At 61.8% G+C, this 19,715-nt stretch carries 21 protein-coding genes; 12 read left to right on the top strand and 9 right to left on the bottom strand.

All coding sequences use genetic code 11. The features are described from left to right. Nucleotides 1-12 precede the first annotated feature (12 nt). The 3 genes from ABCW43_RS23110 to ABCW43_RS23100 all read left to right on the top strand — a co-directional run bounded on the left by ABCW43_RS23110 (nucleotide 13) and on the right by ABCW43_RS23100 (nucleotide 2,857). Entirely contained in the window at nucleotides 13-1,224 is a 1,212-nt protein-coding gene (locus ABCW43_RS23110; RefSeq protein ID WP_345929392.1) for a BaiN/RdsA family NAD(P)/FAD-dependent oxidoreductase, read from the top strand. Between the two features lie 109 nt (nucleotides 1,225-1,333). Then, nucleotides 1,334-2,050 carry a YoaK family protein gene (locus ABCW43_RS23105; protein ID WP_345928812.1) on the top strand — a complete coding sequence of 239 codons (717 nt, stop codon included), beginning with the start codon at nucleotides 1,334-1,336 and terminating at the stop codon, nucleotides 2,048-2,050. A gap of 18 nt (nucleotides 2,051-2,068) precedes the next feature. After that, nucleotides 2,069-2,857 carry a YdcF family protein gene (locus ABCW43_RS23100; protein WP_345928810.1) on the top strand — a complete coding sequence of 263 codons (789 nt, stop codon included), beginning with the start codon at nucleotides 2,069-2,071 and terminating at the stop codon, nucleotides 2,855-2,857. A gap of 18 nt (nucleotides 2,858-2,875) precedes the next feature. Here the strand turns inward: ABCW43_RS23100 and ABCW43_RS23095 are convergent, their stop codons facing one another. Beyond that, complete coding sequence (locus ABCW43_RS23095) at nucleotides 2,876-3,352, bottom strand: hypothetical protein (RefSeq protein ID WP_345928808.1); 477 nt, start codon at nucleotides 3,350-3,352, stop codon at nucleotides 2,876-2,878. Nucleotides 3,353-3,468: 116 nt separating this feature from the next. Here ABCW43_RS23095 and ABCW43_RS23090 point away from each other — a divergent pair, with 116 nt between their 5' ends. Next, nucleotides 3,469-4,125 (top strand): trimeric intracellular cation channel family protein, encoded by a 657-nt coding sequence (locus ABCW43_RS23090; RefSeq protein WP_046637907.1) that lies wholly within the window; start codon nucleotides 3,469-3,471, stop codon nucleotides 4,123-4,125. A gap of 5 nt (nucleotides 4,126-4,130) precedes the next feature. On the opposite strand, the gene irrA is transcribed toward ABCW43_RS23090, so the two are convergent. Beyond that, nucleotides 4,131-4,547, bottom strand: coding sequence for an iron response transcriptional regulator IrrA (gene irrA, locus ABCW43_RS23085; protein ID WP_345929390.1), 417 nt, complete (start codon nucleotides 4,545-4,547; stop codon nucleotides 4,131-4,133). Nucleotides 4,548-4,864: 317 nt separating this feature from the next. Between irrA and fabA the strand changes: the two genes are divergently transcribed. The 3 genes from fabA to fabI are packed head-to-tail and all read left to right on the top strand — an operon-like array spanning nucleotide 4,865 to nucleotide 7,462. After that, complete coding sequence (gene fabA, locus ABCW43_RS23080; RefSeq protein WP_037080143.1) at nucleotides 4,865-5,380, top strand: 3-hydroxyacyl-[acyl-carrier-protein] dehydratase FabA; 516 nt, start codon at nucleotides 4,865-4,867, stop codon at nucleotides 5,378-5,380. Nucleotides 5,381-5,427: 47 nt separating this feature from the next. Next, entirely contained in the window at nucleotides 5,428-6,651 is a 1,224-nt protein-coding gene (gene fabB, locus ABCW43_RS23075; protein WP_345928803.1) for a beta-ketoacyl-ACP synthase I, read from the top strand. Between the two features lie 4 nt (nucleotides 6,652-6,655). Next, nucleotides 6,656-7,462 (top strand): enoyl-ACP reductase FabI, encoded by an 807-nt coding sequence (fabI, locus tag ABCW43_RS23070; protein ID WP_046602823.1) that lies wholly within the window; start codon nucleotides 6,656-6,658, stop codon nucleotides 7,460-7,462. A 3-nt stretch (nucleotides 7,463-7,465) separates the two neighbouring features. Here fabI and ABCW43_RS23065 read toward each other — a convergent pair whose 3' ends face one another. The 7 genes from ABCW43_RS23065 to ABCW43_RS23035 all read right to left on the bottom strand — a co-directional run bounded on the left by ABCW43_RS23065 (nucleotide 7,466) and on the right by ABCW43_RS23035 (nucleotide 15,056). Then, nucleotides 7,466-7,786, bottom strand: coding sequence for a hypothetical protein (locus ABCW43_RS23065; RefSeq protein ID WP_345928799.1), 321 nt, complete (start codon nucleotides 7,784-7,786; stop codon nucleotides 7,466-7,468). 16 nt (nucleotides 7,787-7,802) lie between these two features. Then, a complete protein-coding gene (locus tag ABCW43_RS23060) occupies nucleotides 7,803-8,810 on the bottom strand; it encodes a class I SAM-dependent methyltransferase (RefSeq protein WP_345928797.1) in 1,008 nt (335 codons plus the stop codon). A gap of 90 nt (nucleotides 8,811-8,900) precedes the next feature. Continuing rightward, complete coding sequence (gene pnp, locus ABCW43_RS23055) at nucleotides 8,901-11,033, bottom strand: polyribonucleotide nucleotidyltransferase (RefSeq protein ID WP_345928795.1); 2,133 nt, start codon at nucleotides 11,031-11,033, stop codon at nucleotides 8,901-8,903. 341 nt (nucleotides 11,034-11,374) lie between these two features. Beyond that, on the bottom strand, nucleotides 11,375-11,644 hold the full coding sequence (gene rpsO, locus ABCW43_RS23050) for a 30S ribosomal protein S15 (protein WP_007762572.1): 270 nt from the start codon (nucleotides 11,642-11,644) through the stop codon (nucleotides 11,375-11,377). 153 nt (nucleotides 11,645-11,797) lie between these two features. Further along, nucleotides 11,798-12,727: a tRNA pseudouridine(55) synthase TruB gene (gene truB / locus ABCW43_RS23045; protein ID WP_345928791.1), complete on the bottom strand. Its 930-nt coding sequence runs from the start codon at nucleotides 12,725-12,727 to the stop codon at nucleotides 11,798-11,800. Between the two features lie 12 nt (nucleotides 12,728-12,739). Continuing rightward, nucleotides 12,740-13,147 carry a 30S ribosome-binding factor RbfA gene (gene rbfA / locus ABCW43_RS23040; RefSeq protein WP_345928789.1) on the bottom strand — a complete coding sequence of 136 codons (408 nt, stop codon included), beginning with the start codon at nucleotides 13,145-13,147 and terminating at the stop codon, nucleotides 12,740-12,742. Nucleotides 13,148-13,322: 175 nt separating this feature from the next. Further along, nucleotides 13,323-15,056, bottom strand: coding sequence for a methyl-accepting chemotaxis protein (locus tag ABCW43_RS23035; protein ID WP_345928787.1), 1,734 nt, complete (start codon nucleotides 15,054-15,056; stop codon nucleotides 13,323-13,325). 333 nt (nucleotides 15,057-15,389) lie between these two features. Between ABCW43_RS23035 and ABCW43_RS23030 the strand changes: the two genes are divergently transcribed. The 5 genes from ABCW43_RS23030 to ABCW43_RS23010 all read left to right on the top strand — a co-directional run. After that, nucleotides 15,390-15,719 carry a hypothetical protein gene (locus tag ABCW43_RS23030; RefSeq protein WP_345928785.1) on the top strand — a complete coding sequence of 110 codons (330 nt, stop codon included), beginning with the start codon at nucleotides 15,390-15,392 and terminating at the stop codon, nucleotides 15,717-15,719. Beyond that, a complete protein-coding gene (locus tag ABCW43_RS23025; protein ID WP_345928783.1) occupies nucleotides 15,716-16,084 on the top strand; it encodes a response regulator in 369 nt (122 codons plus the stop codon). Before ABCW43_RS23030 ends, ABCW43_RS23025 begins: the two co-directional genes overlap by 4 nt. Then, nucleotides 16,081-18,090 carry a chemotaxis protein CheA gene (locus ABCW43_RS23020; protein WP_345928781.1) on the top strand — a complete coding sequence of 670 codons (2,010 nt, stop codon included), beginning with the start codon at nucleotides 16,081-16,083 and terminating at the stop codon, nucleotides 18,088-18,090. The genes ABCW43_RS23025 and ABCW43_RS23020 overlap by 4 nt, the downstream gene beginning before the upstream one ends. Next, a complete protein-coding gene (locus ABCW43_RS23015; RefSeq protein WP_345928779.1) occupies nucleotides 18,087-18,602 on the top strand; it encodes a chemotaxis protein CheW in 516 nt (171 codons plus the stop codon). Before ABCW43_RS23020 ends, ABCW43_RS23015 begins: the two co-directional genes overlap by 4 nt. A 24-nt stretch (nucleotides 18,603-18,626) precedes the next feature. Then, a partial coding sequence (locus tag ABCW43_RS23010; protein WP_345928777.1) for a methyl-accepting chemotaxis protein occupies nucleotides 18,627-19,715 on the top strand: 1,089 nt, incomplete at its 3' end.

The following is a 19,715-nucleotide window of genomic DNA, read 5'->3' as shown; positions in this document are numbered from 1 at the left end:
CCGTAACCGGAGATCATGACGAAGCAGATCGCGATCATTGGCGGCGGCCCGGCAGGGCTGATGGCAGCGGAGGTTCTCTCCGCTGCCGGCCATGCCGTGACGGTCTACGAGGCGATGCCGACCTTCGGGCGGAAATTCCTGCTTGCCGGCAAATCTGGGCTGAACATCACACATTCGGAGGACTTTTCAAAGTTCGCGGCGCGATTCGGAAGTGCCTCCGCTCGACTGCGCCCTGCCCTCGACGCATTCGCGCCGGACGACGTTCGGGCCTGGGCGGCGGGCCTCGGCACGGAAACCTTCGTCGGGACCTCCGGTCGCGTGTTTCCAACAGTCATGAAGGCTTCGCCCTTGCTGCGCGCCTGGCTGCGGCGCCTGGAGGCTCAGGGGGTGGCGCTCAAAACACGACATCGCTGGGTGGGGTTTGCCGAAAACGGCTATCGGTTCGAAACGCCGGAAGGGCCGGTCATTGTCGAGCCCGATGCTGCCCTCGTGGCGCTGGGAGGCGCCAGCTGGCCCCGGCTTGGATCGGATGCCGCCTGGGTGCCGTGGCTGAGCGCCAAGGGCGTTGAAGTCATCGATCCGAAGCCGGCCAATTGCGGTTTCGATGTCGCCTGGAGCGAGGCGTTTTGCGAACGTTTCGCCGGCGGGCCGCTGAAATCAGTTTCCACAACCTCAGACGCCGGCACGTTCCAGGGCGAATTCGTGGTCTCGAAACACGGGATCGAAGGCAGCCTCGTCTATGCCCATTCCGCAGCCCTTCGGGACCGACTTTTCGCCCAAGGGCAGGCCGCATTGACGGTCGATCTCGCACCAGGCCGCACACCGGAACGGCTCGCCCGCGACCTTGCCCGGCAGAATGCCAAGGCGAGTTTCTCCAACCGCCTCCGCAAGGGCGCCGGGCTGGAGGGCGTGAAGGCCGCACTGCTTCGCGAACTCCTTCCGGATGCCAACCGCGTGGCGTCGGAGGAATTGGCGCGGCTGATCAAGGCTTTGCCGATCCCGGTTGTCCGTCCGCGGCCGATCGCGGAAGCGATCTCGTCAGCCGGCGGCATCGCCTGGAGCGATCTTGACGAAAACTACATGCTGAAGCCGCTTCCGGGCCTGTTCGCCGCAGGAGAAATGCTGGACTGGGAGGCCCCGACGGGCGGCTACCTGCTGACCGCATGCCTTGCCACGGGCCGGGCCGCGGCACAAGGCATCGAGGCTTGGTTGCACGCGCGGTAGGACTCGCTTCGGCGCGCGATTTGCGATTTCTTGTCTAGTTGTCCGGCATTGTCTTAGATCAACGCCTCGGGGCGCGATTCGCGCAGTTCTACGCGGAGGAAAGGGCTCCATGACCAGGGAAAGACGAAGACGCATCATCCGCAGGCGACGGACCATGACGGGTCTTGTGCTGGTTGCCGCGATTTCCTTCGTGGCGGGGATGACGGATGCAGTGGGCCTGCTTCTCTCGGGCGACTTCGTCTCCTTCATGACCGGCAACACGACCCGCGCAGCCATCGCCTTTGCCGACGGCAACTATAGCCATGCGATCATCCTCTTCATCGCGCTTTGGGTCTTCATCCTCGGCAACGCGCTCGGCATCGTGCTCGCCTACACGGTCTCGGCGCGCCGCACCTTCGTGGTGCTCTCGGGCGTCTCGCTCCTCCTGGCTGCCGCTTCCATGGTCCCCACGGCCGGTTTTCCGCGGCTGCAATTTTATCTGGTCGTGCTGTCGATGGGCATGATCAACGCGACTGTCGAGCATATCGAAGGGCTGCCGATCGGGCTTACCTATGTGACGGGCGCGCTTTCCCGCTTCGGCCGCGGCATCGGCCGCTGGCTGATCGGCGACCGCAATCCGACCGGCTGGCTGATCCAGACGGTTCCCTGGACCGGAATGGCATGCGGTGCCGTGACGGGCGCTTTTTTGACGAAATATGCGGGCAGTCATGCGCTCTGGATCGTTTCGGTTCTGGCCCTTGCGGTGGCATTGGCGACGGCGCTTCTGCCGCGCCCGCTGCACCTGCATTTCCAGCAGCCGATCGTCTCCGCCCGCCGCCGCGCCTGATCGTTCCGAAGGACATCGATGTTCCTGCTTTCCAAGCTCTTCTGGGTGTTTGCCCAGCCTCTCTCGATCAGTTTTCTCCTCTCCGCCCTCGCCGCAGTTCTGGTCTTCGCCGGCTGGCGCAGGCTCGGCGGGTTTGCCGCATTCCTAACCACGCTGGTGCTGTTCCTGACGCTTTTTACGACGACGGGCACGGTGGCGCTGCAAGCGCTGGAAGATCGTTTTCCGAAGCCCGCCCAGGAGCCGCAGGCGGTATCCTGCATGATCGTGCTTGGTGGCGTGCTCGAAAACGAGGTGACGACCGCGCGTGGCGGCATCGAACTCAACCAGGCCGCCGACAGGTTCGTGGAGGCGCTGCGGCTTGCACGCAATCATCCGGAAGCACGCATCGTGATATCAGGCGGCGACGGCTCGATCAGCGGCGCCTACGAAGGCGAAGCCCAGGCTTCGGAACGGTTCTTCTCCGCCTTCGGCATCCCGGCCGATCGGCTGGTGAAGGAGAACGCGTCCCGTACGACCTATGAGAATACGTTGAATACGGCCGAGCTTCTGAAGGCCCGAGGGCTCGACAACTGCCTGCTGATCACCTCCGCCTTCCATATGCCGCGATCGATGGCCCTGTTCCGGGCGGCCGGGATCAAGGTCACGCCCTGGCCGGTCGATTACCGCACCAGCGGCATCGTCCGCTCGTCGCTGGATTTCACCCAGCCGGCGCTGAATGCACAGCTGGCCACGACCGCGGCCCGCGAATGGATGAGCCTGACCGCCTATTACCTCGCCGGGCGGATCGGCGAGATCTTTCCCGGATGAACCTTCTCCAGGGCCGCTCTACTTCTTCGACAGGATATTGAAATCAAGGCCGCGCACCCTGACGCGCATCTCGCACGGCGCGGCGTCTTTGCGACCGCAGAAGCGGGGATGCATGGTCAATTCGAAGACCATGTTGCCGAAATACTGAACGAAATCGTATTGATAAAGCTGGGCCGTGGCGACCATGACGTAGCCGCCTTCCTTGATCTGGACATAGAAATTGTAGGGGCAGCCTTCGCTGGTGCAGCGCGGACCCTTGACCCCGTCGCAGGTTACTTCGGACTGGTTGGAAACGAGGTCGATCATGCCGTCGTTGTTGATGTCGAAACGCTTGATGAAGCCCGGTTCGAAACCGGCGGTCTTGCACTCCTTGCGGAAGTAGTCCTTCTCGTAGATTTCCGGATCGCTGAAACGCTGCGGCTGCTGAGCGAAAGCAAGCGTCGGCGCAAACACCAGGACGAGCGCCTGCACGACAATGATCAAGAGCTTTTTCACAGGTCGACCTCTGCAAATTCATCTGTTCACGGCACGCATCGAAGGGTGACGCACGCGACGATCGGCGGTTATGCTAACGTCCTGCACTTGCGCGACGCTGGATCACAAGGTCTGACATGTCACTGCTGATGATCCTCGACTATGCCGGTATCGCGCTTTTTGCCGCGACCGGCGCGCTTGCCGCCTCGCGAAAACAGCTCGACCTCGTCGGCTTCCTGTTCTTCGCGGCGGTCACCGGGCTCGGAGGCGGCACGCTCAGAGACATTATCCTTGGACGAATGCCGGTCTTCTGGGTGCTCGATCCGACTTATATCCTGATTTGCGTGATTGCCGGTGCTTTCGTCTTCTGCACCGCGCATAGGGTGGAATGGCGCTATCGCCTGCTGATCTGGTTCGATGCGGTAGGGCTTGCCGCCTATAGCGTGCTCGGCGCGGCAAAAGGGCTTGCCGCCACGGGATCGCCGACGATCGCAATCGTCACCGGGGCGCTGACGGCTGCCTTCGGCGGGATCCTGCGCGATCTTCTGGCCAACGAACCCTCGGTGCTGCTGAGGCCGGAAATCTACATCACCGCAGCACTCGCGGGCGCCTGCGGGTTTACTGCGGCAAATGCACTCGGTCTCCCGCTCTACGCGAGTTCGGGGCTGGGTGCCGCGCTTGCCTTCGGCCTGCGCGGCGGCGCGATCCACTACGGCTGGACATTGCCGCGCTACAGGCCACGGCCCGGGCGGGAGCAGGACGAGGCTATGAGGGGAAACAAAGGGAAAGAGTAGGCGCGTCAGCTCTTCTTTTCGCGCAGGCGGATGATCACGTCCACATGGGCGATTTCCATGCCTTCCGGCGCTTCCGGCAGGTTGCCGATCTCCAGGTTGCTGACTGGAATATCGAGCACCTGGTTGCGGCCCTCGATGAAGAAGTGGTGATGGTCGGAAATGTTGGTGTCGAAATAGGTCCTGGCGCTTTCGACCGCCAGCACGCGGATGAGGCCGGCCTCGGTAAACTGATGCAGGGTGTTGTAAACGGTCGCAAGCGAGACGTGCACGCCGGCGAAGGTGGCTTCCTCGTGCAGTTCCTCGACGGTCAGGTGGCGGTCACCCTTGGCGAACAGCAGGTCGGCAAGCGCAACGCGCTGCCGCGTCGGACGCAGGCCGCAATGGCGCAGTCTCGTCTCGATGTCCGTAACGGCTTCTGCCATATTGCCCGTCAGCTCCTGCCGTTTTGCGCCCATATCAGGTATCTTGACTTTTCGATATAACTTTTACGGCGAACACTTTCAATAGTTTCTGGAGGATACCGGCCGCGAGAAGGCCAAAAACGCGCAATTTCCATCACAAGCCTCTGGTTTGCGTCTTTAGCTTCCTATATGCGGACCAGAACAAACGCATGTTCCAGTGGCTCGGCTGCCATCCCCAGGCGGAGCGCAAGTTCATCGTTACGCTTCAATTCCGACCGATCTTGCACTAAAGCTGCTGAAACAAAAGGTCTAAGGTTCAACGGGGGGAACGGAAATTTATGGCACCCAGGCAGTCCAGCTTCTCTTACGAAGAACTTCTCTCTTGCGCCCACGGCGAGCTGTTCGGACCCGGCAATGCGCAGCTTCCGCTGCCGCCGATGCTGATGGTCCACCGCATCACCGACATTTCGGAAACAGGCGGGGCGTTCGACAAGGGTTATCTTCGCGCCGAATACGACGTTAAGCCCGACGACTGGTATTTCCCCTGCCATTTCGAAGGCAATCCCATCATGCCGGGTTGCCTTGGCCTTGACGGCATGTGGCAGTTGACCGGCTTTTTCCTCGGCTGGCTCGGCGAGCCCGGACGCGGCATGGCTTTGTCGACCGGCGAAGTGAAGTTCAAGGGCATGATCCGCCCGGACACCAAGCTGCTCGAGTATGGCATCGACTTCAAGCGCGTCATGCGCGGTCGTCTGGTGCTTGGCACCGCTGACGGCTGGCTCAAGGCGGATGGCGAAACCATTTACCAGGCGACAGACCTTCGTGTAGGCCTGTCGAAGGAAAAGGCCGCCTGATCCTGCTTCGCGGCCAAAGAAGTACAAGCAGAAAAGGTTTTGATGAGATGAGACGGGTAGTTGTAACGGGTCTCGGTATCGTATCCTCGATCGGGAGCGACGCCGCCGAAGTCACCGAATCCTTGCGTCAGGCAAAGTCCGGCATTTCCTTCTCTCCCGATTTCGCCGAGCACGGCTTCAAGTGCCAGGTCTGGGGCCGGCCGACGCTCGATCCGACCGAGCTGGTCGACCGCCGCGCCATGCGCTTCCTCAGCCAGGGCGGCGCCTGGAACCACGTCGCCATGAAACAGGCGATCGCCGATTCCGGCCTTGAGGACAAGGATATCGGCGAGAATGAACGCACCGGCATCATCATGGGCTCGGGCGGCCCGTCCACCCGCACGCTGATCGAAGCCGCCGAGATCACCATCAAGAACAACAGCCCGAAGCGCATCGGTCCCTTCGCCGTGCCGAAGGCGATGTCGTCCACGGCATCGGCGACGCTCGCCACCTGGTTCAAGATCCACGGCGTCAACTATTCGATCTCGTCCGCCTGCTCGACCTCGGCGCATTGCATCGGCAACGCCGCCGAGATGATCCAGTGGGGCAAGCAGGACGTGATGTTCGCCGGCGGCCACGAGGACCTCGACTGGACGATGTCGAACCTGTTCGACGCCATGGGGGCGATGTCGACCAAGTACAACAACAATCCCGACAAGGCTTCGCGCGCCTATGACGTCGACCGCGACGGTTTCGTCATCGCCGGCGGTGCCGGCGTTCTGGTTCTCGAAGAACTCGAGCATGCGAAAGCTCGCGGCGCCAAGATTTATGCGGAAATCGTCGGCTACGGCGCGACCTCGGACGGTTACGACATGGTTGCCCCCTCGGGCGAAGGCGCTGTCCGCTGCATGCGCCAGGCGCTGGCGACCGTGAAGGGCGATGTCGACTACATCAACACCCACGGCACCTCGACGCCGGTGGGAGACAGCAAGGAAATCGGTGCGATCCGCACCGTTTTCGGGGACAAGATCCCGCATATCCAGTCGACCAAGTCGCTGACTGGCCATTCGCTTGGCGGCGCCGGCGTGCAGGAATCGATCTACGGCCTTCTGATGATGCAGGAACGCTTCATCGGCGAAAGCGCCCATATCGAGAACCTGGACCCGGAATTCGAAGGCGTTCCGATCGTGCGCAAGCGCATCGACGACGCCAAGATCGACACGGTCCTTTCCAATTCCTTCGGGTTCGGCGGCACCAACGCCACGCTCGTCTTCCAGCGCTTTAACGGGTAAATCCATGACCGGAATCATGCAGGGGAAACGCGGCCTGATCATGGGGGTCGCCAACAATCACTCTATTGCCTGGGGGATATCGAAAGCCGTTGCAGCGCAGGGGGCCGAGCTTGCCTTCACCTACCAAGGCGATGCGCTTGGCAAGCGGGTGAAACCACTCGCCGCTGAGGTCAATTCGGATTTCGTTGTCCCCTGCGATGTCGAGGACATTGCCTCGGTGGACGCTACTTTCGCGGCGATCAAGGAACGCTGGGGCAAGCTCGACTTCGTGGTGCACGCCATCGGCTTTTCCGACAAGAACGAGCTGAAGGGCCTCTACGCCGACACGACGCGCGAGAATTTCAGCCGCACGATGGTGATCTCCTGCTTCTCCTTCACGGAAATCGCCAAACGGGCGGCGGACCTGATGATCGATGGCGGCGCGATCCTGACGCTGACCTATGGCGGCTCGATGCGGGTGATCCCGAACTACAACGTCATGGGTGTCGCCAAGGCGGCGCTGGAAAGTTCCGTTCGTTATCTTGCCGCCGACTACGGCCCGCGCGACATCCGCGTCAACGCCATCTCGGCAGGCCCGGTTCGCACGCTTGCGGGTGCCGGCATTTCCGACGCCCGGGCGATCTATTCCTGGAACCAGAAGAACGCACCGCTACGTCGCACCGCGACCATCGAAGACATCGGCGGCTCGGCCCTCTACCTGCTTTCCGATCTCTCCCGCGGCGTGACCGGGGAAATCCACTATGTGGACGCCGGCTACAACATCACGTCGCTGCCGAGCCTCGACCGGCTGCGGAACGCGGATTCGGAATAAGTCCTATCTGGGAAAGCTTTCTGAAGGCCCGCTGTTCGCATCGATAACGGTGCGTATGGCGGGCTTCAGATTGTATGGAACAGCTTCCAGCGCCTGAACCGCATCGAGATTGTAGCCACGCTCTTCGATTTCTCTGACGAAGGCGCGCGTCGTCACAAGCGTCATCGGAACCGTTGCTGCCGCTATGAGATTCGGAACAGCGCCGTCCTCATAGACGATGACGATTTTTCGATTGGTGAGTCGCATCGCATCCAGAAGACCCGCCGCTGCGAGGCGAATCAACGGCCCTGCGTCAGCTATGACAATCGGGGCTCGATCGAGCATATCGTTCCTTTAGCGACTACTTCTTCGCCCATAGAACCTTGAAGCGGGCATTGCGGCAAGTTTCGCCGCTCTCGCGGAAACCTTCGGCCAGCACCGGTTCGTAGGTCAGGCCGCGATTGGCTACCAGCATCAGGCGACCGCCGTTCTTGAGCGCCGCGGCGGCGGTGCGGATCATCGTCTTGCCGAGCTCCGGGTCAGCTGCCTGCGCCTCGTGGAAGGGCGGGTTCATGATGACGAGGTCGTATTTTTCCTTTGGCGGCTCGGCGCCGAGATCCTGCCAATAGAAGCGGGCGTTGAGGTCCGGGCAGTTGCGCGCGATGTTGCGCTTGGCAAATTCCAACGCCTGATGGTCGGCCTCGAAAAGATCGATGCGGTTCACGCGCTTCGACTTTTCCGCCAGCATCACAGACAGATAACCCCAGCCGGCGCCGAAGTCGGCGGCGTTGCCGTCGAAGTCGGTCGGCAGGCGGCCGGCGAGCAGTTCGGAGCCCGCATCGACACGATCGTGGGAAAACATGCCGGGTGCGGCCTCGAACCGGGCGTCGATCACCACGGTCGATTTTTTCAACGCCTTGATCGCTGCATCGGCATTGGCGGGCCTGGCGAACCATATCGCGACGCCGTGGTATTTCGGCGTGTAGTCGAGTTCGATGCCGAGCTTCAGCAGCGTGTTGCGGAGCGGCTGGATGCCGTCCTCCTTGCCGCCGGCCACAATGACCACGCCGCCGGTTCTGACGCGCTCCAGAGCCTCGGCCACGCGGTTCTCGTTCTCGCCGCGATGTTTACCGCAGAGCACCAGCCCCACGTCATAACCTTCGCCCTCGGCCTCGGGATAGGCGCCCTCGCGCAAGGTCCGGAACAGCGGCCGGAACGGCTGCACCGCGGTGATCTCGGCTGCAAACCCTTCAGGCAAGGCATTTCCGCCTTCTGCGCCGAGGAAGAGCACACGCTCACCTTCGCCGGGCGTGGGAACGGCGCCGGTGTCGAAGGGGTGGAACAGGGTCTTGAGGGCGTCTCGGCTCATGGTTCGTCTCGTGGGTTCGTCTCGTAACAGCAGATAAACAAAAGGCGCGGAAGAGCTTCCGCGCCTCGATGTCTCGGAAGGGGAGAAGCCTTATTCGGCGGCTTCGCCTTCAGCCTTCTTGACTTCCTGGCCGGTGGCCTGGTCGACGACCTTCATCGACAGGCGAACCTTGCCGCGCTCATCGAAGCCCATCAGCTTGACCCAGACCTTGTCGCCTTCCTTGACGACGTCCTGGGTCTTGGCAACACGCTCGGAAGCGAGCTGCGAGATGTGCACGAGGCCGTCGCGGGCGCCGAAGAAGTTCACGAACGCACCGAAATCGGCGGTCTTGACGACCGTGCCTTCATAGATGGCGCCGACTTCCGGTTCCGCGACGATCGAGTGGATCCACTTGCGGGCCGCTTCGATTTCCTTGCCGGAAGACGAGGCGATCTTGACGGTGCCGTCGTCCTCGATGTTGATCTTGGCGCCGGTCTTTTCGACGATTTCGCGGATGACCTTGCCGCCCGAACCGATGACTTCGCGGATCTTGTCGACCGGGATGTTCATCACTTCGATGCGCGGTGCGAATTCGCCGAGCTGGCCGCGGCTCTCGGAAAGAGCATTCGCCATTTCGCCGAGGATGTGCTTGCGGCCGCCCTGCGCCTGGCTGAGCGCGACCTTCATGATCTCTTCGGTGATGCCGGCGATCTTGATGTCCATCTGCAGCGAGGTGATGCCGTCGTTGGTGCCGGCAACCTTGAAGTCCATGTCGCCGAGGTGGTCTTCGTCGCCGAGGATGTCGGAGAGAACGGCGAAACGTTCACCTTCGAGGATGAGGCCCATGGCGATACCGGCAACCGGCTTGGCCAGCGGTACGCCGGCGTCCATCAGAGCGAGCGAGGTGCCGCAGACGGTCGCCATCGAGGACGAGCCGTTGGACTCGGTGATCTCGGAAACGACGCGCAGCGTGTAGGGGAACTGCTCAACCGTCGGCAGCATCGGACGGATGGCGCGCCATGCGAGCTTGCCATGGCCGATTTCGCGGCGGCCCGGGGAGCCCATGCGACCGGTTTCACCGACCGAGTAGGGCGGGAAGTTGTAATGCAGCAGGAAGCGTTCCTTGTACATGCCGGTCAGGCTGTCGACGTACTGTTCGTCTTCGCCGGTGCCGAGCGTGGCAACAACGATCGCCTGGGTCTCGCCGCGGGTGAAGAGGGCCGAGCCGTGGGTGCGCGGCAGGATGCCGACTTCCGAGACGATCGGGCGGACGGTCTCGAGGTCACGACCGTCGATACGGCTCTTGGTATCAAGAATGTTCCAACGAACGATCTTGGCCTGCAGGTGCTTGAAGACGGCGCCGATGACTTCGGCGCTGTACTTCGGCTCGACGCCCTCGGGGAAGAAGTGGGCCTTGACCTTGGCCTTGACGGCGTCGACGGCTGCGTAACGGTCAGCCTTCTGGGTGATCTTGTAGCCTTCGCGCAGCTCGGCTTCGAAATGCTGCAGCATTTCGGCTTCGAGTTCAGAATAATCTTCCGGTTCGAACTCGCGCGGTTCCTTGGCGGCAACTTCGGCGAGCTTGATGATCGCGTCGATGACCGGCTGGAAACCGCGGTGGCCGAACATGACGGCGCCGAGCATGATGTCTTCGTTGAGTTCCTTGGCTTCGGATTCAACCATCAGGACGGCATCGCCGGTACCGGCAACGACGAGATCGAGGACCGACTCGTCCATCTCGTCGAGATGCGGGTTCAGAACGTATTCGCCGTTGATGTAACCGACGCGGGCGCCGCCGACCGGGCCCATGAAGGGAACGCCGGAGAGCGTCAGCGCAGCCGAGGCCGCAACCATCGACAACACGTCCGGATCGTTTTCAAGGTCATGCTGGACGACGGTGACGACGACCTGGGTATCGTTCTTGTAACCTTCCGGGAAGAGCGGGCGGATCGGACGGTCGATCAGGCGGGAAACCAGTGTTTCCTTTTCCGACGGACGACCTTCGCGCTTGAAATAGCCGCCCGGGATCTTGCCGGCGGCGTAGGTCTTTTCCTGGTAGTTGACGGTGAGCGGGAAGAAATCCTGGCCAGGCTTCGGAGCCTTGGCGGAAACGACGGTAGCGAGAACGACGGTCTCGCCGTAGGTGGCCAGTACCGCGCCGTCAGCCTGGCGGGCGATCTTGCCCGTTTCCAGCTTCAGCGGGCGGCCTGCCCATTCGATTTCGACGGAATGTGTATTGAACATGTCTTGTCCTTCAATGCGGGAGCACACGCATCGCCGATATCGGGCGCAGCGCACAGTCGACCGCAATCAATGTGACACATCATGGGCAAGACAACGGGAGGCTTTTCATCATCGGCATCCTCAAAAGGAGCCGCGGCTAAAGCCCCGAGGGCTTTGGCCGAAAGCATCCGGCAATCCTGCCCCATGACAGGTCAACGGTTTGTTTGGCAGATCCGGCCCATCCGGGTCCGCCGGGAGTTCGCCACGCAAGTCTTTATAGCGGGGCGCCAGCATATCGTTGTCGGGCCTATGCCCGAAAAGGCGTCCGGCGGGCACTGTCTCCAGGCCCGCCGGAAGATTTATCAGCGGCGAATACCCAGGCTGGTGATCAGCTTGGTGTAGCGGCCTTCGTCCTTCTTCTTGAGATAGTCAAGAAGCGAGCGGCGGCTCGAAACCATCGTCAGCAGGCCACGACGGGAGTGGTTGTCCTTCTTGTGGCCCTTGAAATGTTCGGTCAGGTTGTTGATGCGCTCGGTCAGGATCGCAACCTGGACTTCCGGAGAACCGGTGTCGCCTTCGACAGTTGCATATTCCTTGATCAGCGCAGTCTTACGCTCGGCAGTGATCGACATCGGATGTCCTTTCTTTTGAGAGGAAACAGGGACGCCAAAGGCCGGGATGTCGTCCAGCATTGGCCATGAAAGCAAAATGAACGCCAGAGGCCGCCTTCTTGCTGGCGCTGCCTATAAACTATTCATGCCCGGATTGGAAGAGCGATGTTCTGCTCAGCCGAAGACCCGCTTCGGCCGGAATTCGCCCTGGCCGATCTCGCCGATGGCAATCAGCTTGCCACGTACCGTCGCATAGGCCTCGGCCTCCGCAAGCGGCGCATCGCGGCCGCGCAGGATGACCGGATTGCCCATTTTCAGCCTATGCGCCTGATCGTCTGTGACGGGCAGATGCGGCAGGCTGGACAGCGCCTCGGCGGTATCGATCAGGAACTCATCGAGCGCCGCCAGGCGTTCGTCGCGATCCTCGATCTCCTCAAGCGCCACGAGATCTGCGAGCGGCACCATCTTTTCCTCGGCGAACGGCGCGACGAAGGTGCGGCGCAGTTCGGAAATATGGCCGAAGCAGCCAAGATCGCGGCCGAAATCGCGGGCGAGCGCGCGCACATAGGTGCCCTTGCCGCACTCCACCTCGAAATGCGCCTTGTCCGCAGTGACGCCGAGCAGCGTCAGCCGGAAGATCTCCACTTCACGGGAAGGGATATCGACCGTTTCGCCGTCGCGAGCGAGGTCATAGGCCCGTTCGCCGGCGATCTTGATCGCCGAGAACTGCGGCGGGATCTGGCTGATCGTGCCTGTATATTTCGGCAGCAGATCGCGGATCGACTGTTCGTCGGGACGCGTGTCCGACGAAGCCGTGACTTCGCCTTCGAGGTCGTCGGTCGAGCGCTCTTCGCCCCAGCTGACGGCGAATTCATAGATCTTGCGGCCGTCCATGACGTAAGGCACCGTCTTGGTCGCATCGCCGAGTGCAATCGGCAGCATGCCGGAGGCGAGCGGATCAAGGGTGCCGGCGTGCCCGGCCTTCTGGGCGTTGAACAGCCACTTGATCTTGGAGACGGCTTCGGTCGAGCCGAAATCAACCGGCTTGTCGAGGATCAGCCAGCCGGAAATCGGGCGGCCCTTTGGTTTGCGGGGTTTGGACATGCGTTCTCTTGATTATTCTTTGTCTTCACTGTCGCCTTCAAGATCTCGCTGGACCTCCGGCGAGCGCAGCAGCTCATCGATCTTCTTGTAGTTGTCGAAGCTGGTATCGTCGCGGAAGCGGACTTCCGGCATGTATTTCATCTGCCGGAGCTGGCCGCCGATACGGCCGCGAATATATTTGGCGTTGCGGTTCAGCGCCTCGATGACCGCCGCGTGATCCGGCAGGCCGAGGGGTGTCACGTAGGCCGTGGCGATCTTGAGGTCCGTCGACATGCGCACTTCGGATACGGAGATCACGGTCTTCTCGATCAAGTCGTCGCGCACTTCGCCGCGCTGCAGGACCTGGGTTATGGCGGCGCGGACCTGTTCGCCAACGCGAAGCATGCGCTGGGAGGGCGCCGAGGATGTTGGCTTGCTCATTTTGTTTCTCTTCTAGAGCACTTGCGGGGTTCGTCCCGTATTCCAAGCGCTGCGTCGGCAAAGGCGGTCACATGACCCAGGTGCGCCCAAAGGTCAAGGGCGCCCTATCCGCTTTATCTTAGCAGGGTAAGCCGCCGAATGCAGCATTCAACCGGCTCCCGCAGGTGCTGGCCGATCAGAACAGGGCGTCGTCGATATCGTCGTCAGACATTGTGGTCGTGACGGCAGCGGCTTCCACCGGCGGCTCGGTGCCGAGCAGTGCCGCATGCAGCTCGCGTTCGCTCACCATTGTATAAAGGCGGGCAATGCGGCCGCCGACGTCCGCAAGCGCCTCTTCGAGACCCGGCGCTTCGAAGACGTCCTCATCGAGTTCCATCTCATTGGCGCAGGAGCGCAGCACCTCGCCGAGTTCGGCGTTGAAGTTCAGCCGGGCGAGCGAGATGTCCATTTCGCTGACCGCCGTCTTGCTCTGATCGCCGAGCGCCAGCATCTGGGCATCCATCCGGTCGCCAACGGCTCGGATGTTTTCGAGCGCGTTTTCCAGACGCTGGTCGAGGCTTTGCTCGCTCTCTTCGCCATGTACGCCAGTCAGCTTGTTGGCCGCGATTTCGAGCGTCTGGAGTTCGACCAGGATCTTTTCGGCCGTCTCGTCGAGCAACGCCGCGAAGTTGCGCAGTTCGGCGGTCACGACGTTGATCGCCCTGCCCTCCTCACCGATCTTGCCGCAACGGAGGTTGGTGTTGAGCGCCATATAATGGATGTCGGTGCGCACGACCTTGACGATGCCGATGCCGTCGAGAAGTTCGCGGACGGTATCGCTGGTCGACCGGCTGAGCTCGCCGGCGTGGTGGGCAACCTCCTCGATTTCGCGCACGGCACCGCGAGCTGCGGCCACGCCGCTCTCGAGCTGCCGGATCGCATTGTCGTTGTCGCCGCTGTCGGCATCGGTCATCGTCGCGCGCAGCGCCTCGATCTGCGACAGATCGGACCGGAAGCTTGCGACGATGGCAACGATCTTTGCGGTATCGCGATCGAAGTCGGAGATTGATTGATTGAGCTGCAGCGACACAAGCTTGCGGATGGTCAGCGACAGGCTTTCGCGCTGGTCGCCGGTCAGTCTGGCGGCAGCAGGCGACTCCAGATAATCGGACAGGATGCGCAGGCTCGATTGGCAATGTTCGATGCGCTGGCGGGTGATATCGCCGACCTGCATGGCCGACAGCGTCGAGGCGAGCTTCGACTGGATGCCGCTTGCGACGGTACGTACCCTTGCGGCGCGCTCGACGAGCAGCTTGCGGTGCTTGCCGATCTCCGCCGCGCCGTTGGAGAGGCCGACGACGATCTGCGGCACCGTTTGATCGTAGCTCGCCAGGATCGCCTTTCCCTTGACCATCACCGGTCCGAGACCGTGACCGAGGGTGCTCAGCTTGCCGGCCAGATCGTTGACCTGGCGCGAGCCCTCCTGGATCCTTGCGAGAATTTCCTCTGCGAAGCCGGCGAAATCGGCAATGCCGGCACCGGTGATCTTGGCGGTCACGGCGAAGGTGCGCAGATAGCGCAGCGTCTCCTGCATCTCTTCGATCTGGGGCCGGAGCTTGCGCTCCGCGCAGGCGATTTCCTGGAAGCCGATCTGTCGTCCGGATTCGAGCCTGGTCAGGTGCGACAGCCGCTCGACCGTGCTCTTCAGTTCGGCCATCGTGGCGTTTGCCGTTCCTTCATCCAGCGAACCGGTCAACTGGTCGAGGGAGCTGATCAGCTTGTTCAGCACGTCAAGGATCGACAGGAGCGCCGCCCCGCCATCGAGAAAGCGTTCCTCGATACGTGACCGCGCCGTTTCCATCCGGTCGACGAAGGCAACAACGCCCGTTGAACTACTCGCGATGTCGAAAATGGATGCCCTGACAGCCACTTTGCCTCACCTTTCAGGTCCCGCGGGACCTCTGCCTGCTGAAGATAGCGACGATGACTCGTCTGTATTGTTCTGGAACGACCCGCACCGGCAGATTGCCGATACGGTTTGTCCTGTGCGAGAGATACTGTGAGCGCCCAGGGGTTAATTCTGACGGAATACTCGTTCTCATTTGCGACTTGTGGTTAATTTTTCCGTTCCTCGGCGAGGCGAAATACAACCTATAAGTATTGTTTCGCAAAAAATCGCCATGACCGATTAACTCACCATTAACGATGCAAGTCCAAATTCGGCCAGCTATTTCAGTTCTTTCGGAATTACGTTGAGGTAAGAATGCCTGCTTCCGATGTTAAAGAAGATTGCCTTCGCCTGCCGCAGAACCTGACCGTTCGCGCGATCACCACTGTCCAGCAGGAAATACTGCAATTTCTCGACGGGACCGCGTCCGCAACCATCGAACTCGACGATGACTGCCAAGTGGACACCAGCTTTATCCAGCTCATGGAAGCGGCTCGCATTTATGCCGATACAGCCGGAAAGCGCATCGCGTTGGCCCGTCCCGCCAGCGGTTCGACGCTCGATGTCCTGAAGCGCAGCGGCTTCCTCGAAGGGATGTCTGCTGAAGACCTGAAATTCTGGCTTCATCAAGGGGGTATTCAATGAGCGCCAGCATCTTAACAGTCGATGATTCCGCCAGCATCCGGCTGACGACGCGCGTCGCCCTCAGCAATGCCGGGTATCAGATCACCGAGGCAGTCGATGGACTGGACGGTATCGCCAAGCTCAAGACCAGCCAGTTCGACCTGATCGTCACCGATCTCAACATGCCGAACATGGACGGCCTGACGATGATCCGCGAACTGCGCAAGATGCCGGCCCATATGGGCGTTCCGGTCATCTTCCTGACGACGGAGTCCGACAACGACATCAAGCAGGAAGCCAAGGCCGCCGGTGCCACCGGCTGGCTCACCAAACCATTTGACCCGGAAAGCCTGGTCAAGATCGTCCGGAAGGTACTTGGCAGATGAGCTTTCCCGATCCTATCGCGGTTTTCAGGACAGAAGCGGCCGAGCTTCTGGAACAGATCGAAGCAGGGCTTCTCGACCTGAACGTGAACCTCGGCGACAAGGATCAGGTGGACGCGGTCTTCCGCGGCCTCCACACGTTGAAGGGATCGGGAGCCATGTTCGGCTTCGATGCCCTTGCCGCTTTCACCCATCACTGCGAGACGGCCTTCGACCGCGTCCGCAAGGGCGAGGTTCCGGCAACCCGGGAACTGGTCACCGCGGTTCTGGAAGCCAAGGATCACATGCGTGCCCTGGTCGACACGCCGAATGGCGACCATGAGGCGACGGGCGAAGCGCTCCTCGCCAATCTGCGGGCCGCCGTCGATGGCGCCAACAACCCGGGCGAGGCCAGCCCCGTCAAGGCTGCAGCGGGCCGGAACCACTTCAAGATCCGCTTCAGCCTGCCGCAGAACGCGATGGCAAACGGCACCAATCCGCTGCCGCTTCTCGACGAACTGCGCGAGCTCGGCGAGTGCGAGATCGTGGCAGACCGGTCCGCCATCCCGTCGCTCGAACTTCTCGCCCCAACCGATCTTTATATCTCCTGGGAAGTCGAGCTTCTTACCACCCAGCCACGTTCGGCGATCGACGACGTGTTCATCTTCGTCATGGACGAGATGCAGCTCGACGTCGTCACGGTGGAGCCTCCGCTCGCCGCCAGGACGCCGGCCAAAGCCGAAGCCCCGGCTGCCGAAGCCCGACCTGCCGTGGCACCACAGGCCGTTGCAACGGCACCGGCCGCTCCACCTGCGCCGACAGCTCCGGCACCTGTCGACGCAAAGCAGAACAAGGCCTCCGAAAACGTCCGCGTCCCCGCCGAAAAGCTCGACGAGCTGATGGACAGGGTCGGCGAGCTCGTCATCGCCCAGTCGCGCCTCAGCCAGCTTGCAGGCGGCAGCGGCGACCTGCAGCTGCGGGCCGTCTCGGAAGATGTGGAACGCCTTTCCGGCGAGCTGCGCGATACGATGATGATCCTGCGCATGGTGCCAGTCGCCCATCTCTTCAGCCGCTTCCGCCGGCTGGTGCATGATCTGGCCCATGAAACCGGCAAGACGATCGAACTGGTGACCGAGGGCGAAAGCACGGAAGTCGACAAGAGCGTCATCGAACGGCTGGCCGATCCGCTGGTGCATCTGGTGCGCAACTCCTGCGACCACGGTCTCGAAACGCCCGAGGAACGCCTCGCCGCCGGCAAATCGGAGGCAGGTCACATCCTGCTTTCCGCCCGCCAGCAGGCCGGCGAAGTGATCATCACCATCAAGGACGACGGCCGCGGCATCAACAAGGAGCGGGTGCGCGCCAAGGCGGAATCCTCCGGTCTGATCGCACCCAACGCCAACCTCACCGACCAGGAGCTCTACCAGCTGATCTTCCAGCCCGGCTTCTCGACGGCCCAGACAGTCACCAACCTCTCCGGCCGCGGTGTCGGCATGGATGTGGTGAAGCGGACGATCGACGCGCTGCGCGGCACGATCAACGTTGCGAGCCACGTTGGCAAGGGTTCCGAGATTTCGCTCGCCATCCCGCTGACGCTCGCGATCATCGACGGACTGCTCGTGCGGGTCGGTGACGGCCGCTATGTCATTCCGCTTTCGGCAGTCGAGGAATGCCTCGAGCTCCCGATCGAAGAAGACATGCGCTCGCGCGGCCGCAGCTTCATCTCGCTGCGCGACAGTCTGGTGCCGTTCCTCAGGCTTCGCGACCTCTTCCGCACCGGCACCAAGCCCGATCCCTTCCAGAAGGTCGTCGTCATCTCGACGGGTTCCGAACGGGTGGGCCTGGTCGTCGACCAGATCATCGGCGATCACCAGACGGTCATCAAGGGAATGTCGAAACTGCACCATGACGTCGCCACCTTCTCGGGTGCGACCATTCTCGGCGACGGAGACGTGGCGCTGATCCTCGACGTCGGCCATCTCGTGGCGGAAGGACAACAACAGGAGGCGCATCTGCGCGCGGCCGGATGAACGAAGCAGTCAGAAAGATCTCCGAAAACCTCTGGGGCGGCCGCGACGAGCTGGAAGTCCTGACATTCGACATCGCCGGCGAGATGTTCGCGCTGGAAGCCGTGAGCGTACAGGAGATCCTCGATCTCCTGCCCGAGACCATGGTTCCTGGCGCAAAAGCCTTCGTCGGCAGCGTCATCAACTTCCGCGGCAAGGTCATTCCGCTTGCCGATATCCGGCTTGCATTCGGCATGGAAGCGACGAAACCGACGATCGACAGCCGGATCATCGTCATCGTGATCAACATCGGCGGCGAACCGGTTCTTGCCGGTATCCGTACAGATAAAGTGCATGAGGTCACCACGCTACTCCGCGCCGCCGGCGAACCGCCGCCGAGCGTGGGCATGCGCTGGCGGCCGGATTTCATCGATTGCCTCGTCAAGCGAGGGGCGGAGTTCATCATCCTCCCCAATCTCCAGGCAATCTTCTCCGCGCAACACGACCATTCCGCGACCGGGGCTTCCCACGGTTGACCACCCTTTCGATGGATTCAAAAAATGCACGCTTCAATCAAGCTTAAGCTGGCTTCAGCATTCGGTTTCATCATCATCATGCTGCTGGCGACCGCAGCCTACGGCATCCTCAGCCTTGGCAACCTGAACGACACGCTCGAGAATGTGCTGCAGGGGCCGGCCCTGCGTCTGAAACTGGCCCAGAACCTGAACAACGAGCAGCTCCAGCAGATCCGTCAGCAGAAGAACCTGCTCCTGGCGGCGAACCCCGGCGAGATGCAGGGATATATCGCAAAGGGCGATGAAGCTCGCCGCGCGTTCGACGAGACGCTCAAGGCGGTTGAAGCCCGTGCAACCGAGCAGGGCAAGGTTCTGTGGGCGAAGCTTGCCGGCTTCACGGCGGAGTTCCGCAAGCAGGACGACCGCATCCGCAACGCCATGCTCGGCGGAGACGCAGCCACGGCGCTGCATGTTTCCAACAATGAGGCCCGCGCGGTCACCAACGAGATCGACAATTTGCTCACCGACGTGGTCAAACTCGAAGAAGGTAGACTCGACGATGCCAACAAACAGACCGATCTGGATTACGCTCAGACCCGCCTGATCATGATCTCGGTCGCGAGCGCCGCCTTCCTGATCGCCGTGCTGGCGGCCCTCTGGATCGCCCTTTCGATCAACAGGGGTCTGCGCAATGCGGTGACGGCAGTGCAGAACGTCGCCGACGGTGACCTGACCAAGTTTGCCTCGATCACCAGCAAGGACGAGATCGGCGAACTGCTCGGCTACGTCAACACGATGATCGAACGCCTGCGCGGCGTCGTCGGTGATGCACTTGCCGCATCCGACAACGTCTCCTCGGGCAGCCAGGAACTTTCGGCAAGCTCGGAGCAGCTGAGCCAAGGCGCCACCGAACAGGCCTCTTCGGCAGAAGAAGCGTCCGCCTCGATGGAACAGATGGCGGCGAACATCAAGCAGAACGCCGACAACGCCGCCCAGACGGAGAAGATCGCCCGCCAGTCGTCCCGTGACGCGGAAGCATCCGGCCAGGCCGTCGGCCGTGCCGTCGGCGCGATGCGCACGATCGCCGAGAAGATCTCGATCGTCCAGGAAATCGCCCGCCAGACCGACCTTCTC

The sequence above is a fragment of the Neorhizobium tunisiense genome (assembly GCF_039631515.1).
Taxonomy (GTDB): domain Bacteria; phylum Pseudomonadota; class Alphaproteobacteria; order Rhizobiales; family Rhizobiaceae; genus Neorhizobium.
The sequence above is the reverse complement of the archived record's forward strand: the minus strand, read 5'-3'. Positions and strand labels throughout refer to the sequence as shown.

Excerpts from the sequence above, each read along its gene's own strand:
- ABCW43_RS23105 (WP_345928812.1), top strand. The coding sequence starts at position 1,334 with ATGACCAGGGAAAGACGAAGACGCATCATCCGCAGGCGACGGACCATG.
- ABCW43_RS23100 (WP_345928810.1), top strand. The coding sequence starts at position 2,069 with ATGTTCCTGCTTTCCAAGCTCTTCTGGGTGTTTGCCCAGCCTCTCTCG.
- ABCW43_RS23090 (WP_046637907.1), top strand. The coding sequence starts at position 3,469 with ATGTCACTGCTGATGATCCTCGACTATGCCGGTATCGCGCTTTTTGCC.
- irrA (WP_345929390.1), bottom strand. The coding sequence starts at position 4,547 with ATGGCAGAAGCCGTTACGGACATCGAGACGAGACTGCGCCATTGCGGC.
- fabA (WP_037080143.1), top strand. The coding sequence starts at position 4,865 with ATGGCACCCAGGCAGTCCAGCTTCTCTTACGAAGAACTTCTCTCTTGC.
- fabB (WP_345928803.1), top strand. The coding sequence starts at position 5,428 with ATGAGACGGGTAGTTGTAACGGGTCTCGGTATCGTATCCTCGATCGGG.
- fabI (WP_046602823.1), top strand. The coding sequence starts at position 6,656 with ATGACCGGAATCATGCAGGGGAAACGCGGCCTGATCATGGGGGTCGCC.
- ABCW43_RS23065 (WP_345928799.1), bottom strand. The coding sequence starts at position 7,786 with ATGCTCGATCGAGCCCCGATTGTCATAGCTGACGCAGGGCCGTTGATT.
- ABCW43_RS23060 (WP_345928797.1), bottom strand. The coding sequence starts at position 8,810 with ATGAGCCGAGACGCCCTCAAGACCCTGTTCCACCCCTTCGACACCGGC.
- pnp (WP_345928795.1), bottom strand. The coding sequence starts at position 11,033 with ATGTTCAATACACATTCCGTCGAAATCGAATGGGCAGGCCGCCCGCTG.
- rpsO (WP_007762572.1), bottom strand. The coding sequence starts at position 11,644 with ATGTCGATCACTGCCGAGCGTAAGACTGCGCTGATCAAGGAATATGCA.
- truB (WP_345928791.1), bottom strand. The coding sequence starts at position 12,727 with ATGTCCAAACCCCGCAAACCAAAGGGCCGCCCGATTTCCGGCTGGCTG.
- rbfA (WP_345928789.1), bottom strand. The coding sequence starts at position 13,147 with ATGAGCAAGCCAACATCCTCGGCGCCCTCCCAGCGCATGCTTCGCGTT.
- ABCW43_RS23030 (WP_345928785.1), top strand. The coding sequence starts at position 15,390 with ATGCCTGCTTCCGATGTTAAAGAAGATTGCCTTCGCCTGCCGCAGAAC.
- ABCW43_RS23025 (WP_345928783.1), top strand. The coding sequence starts at position 15,716 with ATGAGCGCCAGCATCTTAACAGTCGATGATTCCGCCAGCATCCGGCTG.
- ABCW43_RS23020 (WP_345928781.1), top strand. The coding sequence starts at position 16,081 with ATGAGCTTTCCCGATCCTATCGCGGTTTTCAGGACAGAAGCGGCCGAG.
- ABCW43_RS23015 (WP_345928779.1), top strand. The coding sequence starts at position 18,087 with ATGAACGAAGCAGTCAGAAAGATCTCCGAAAACCTCTGGGGCGGCCGC.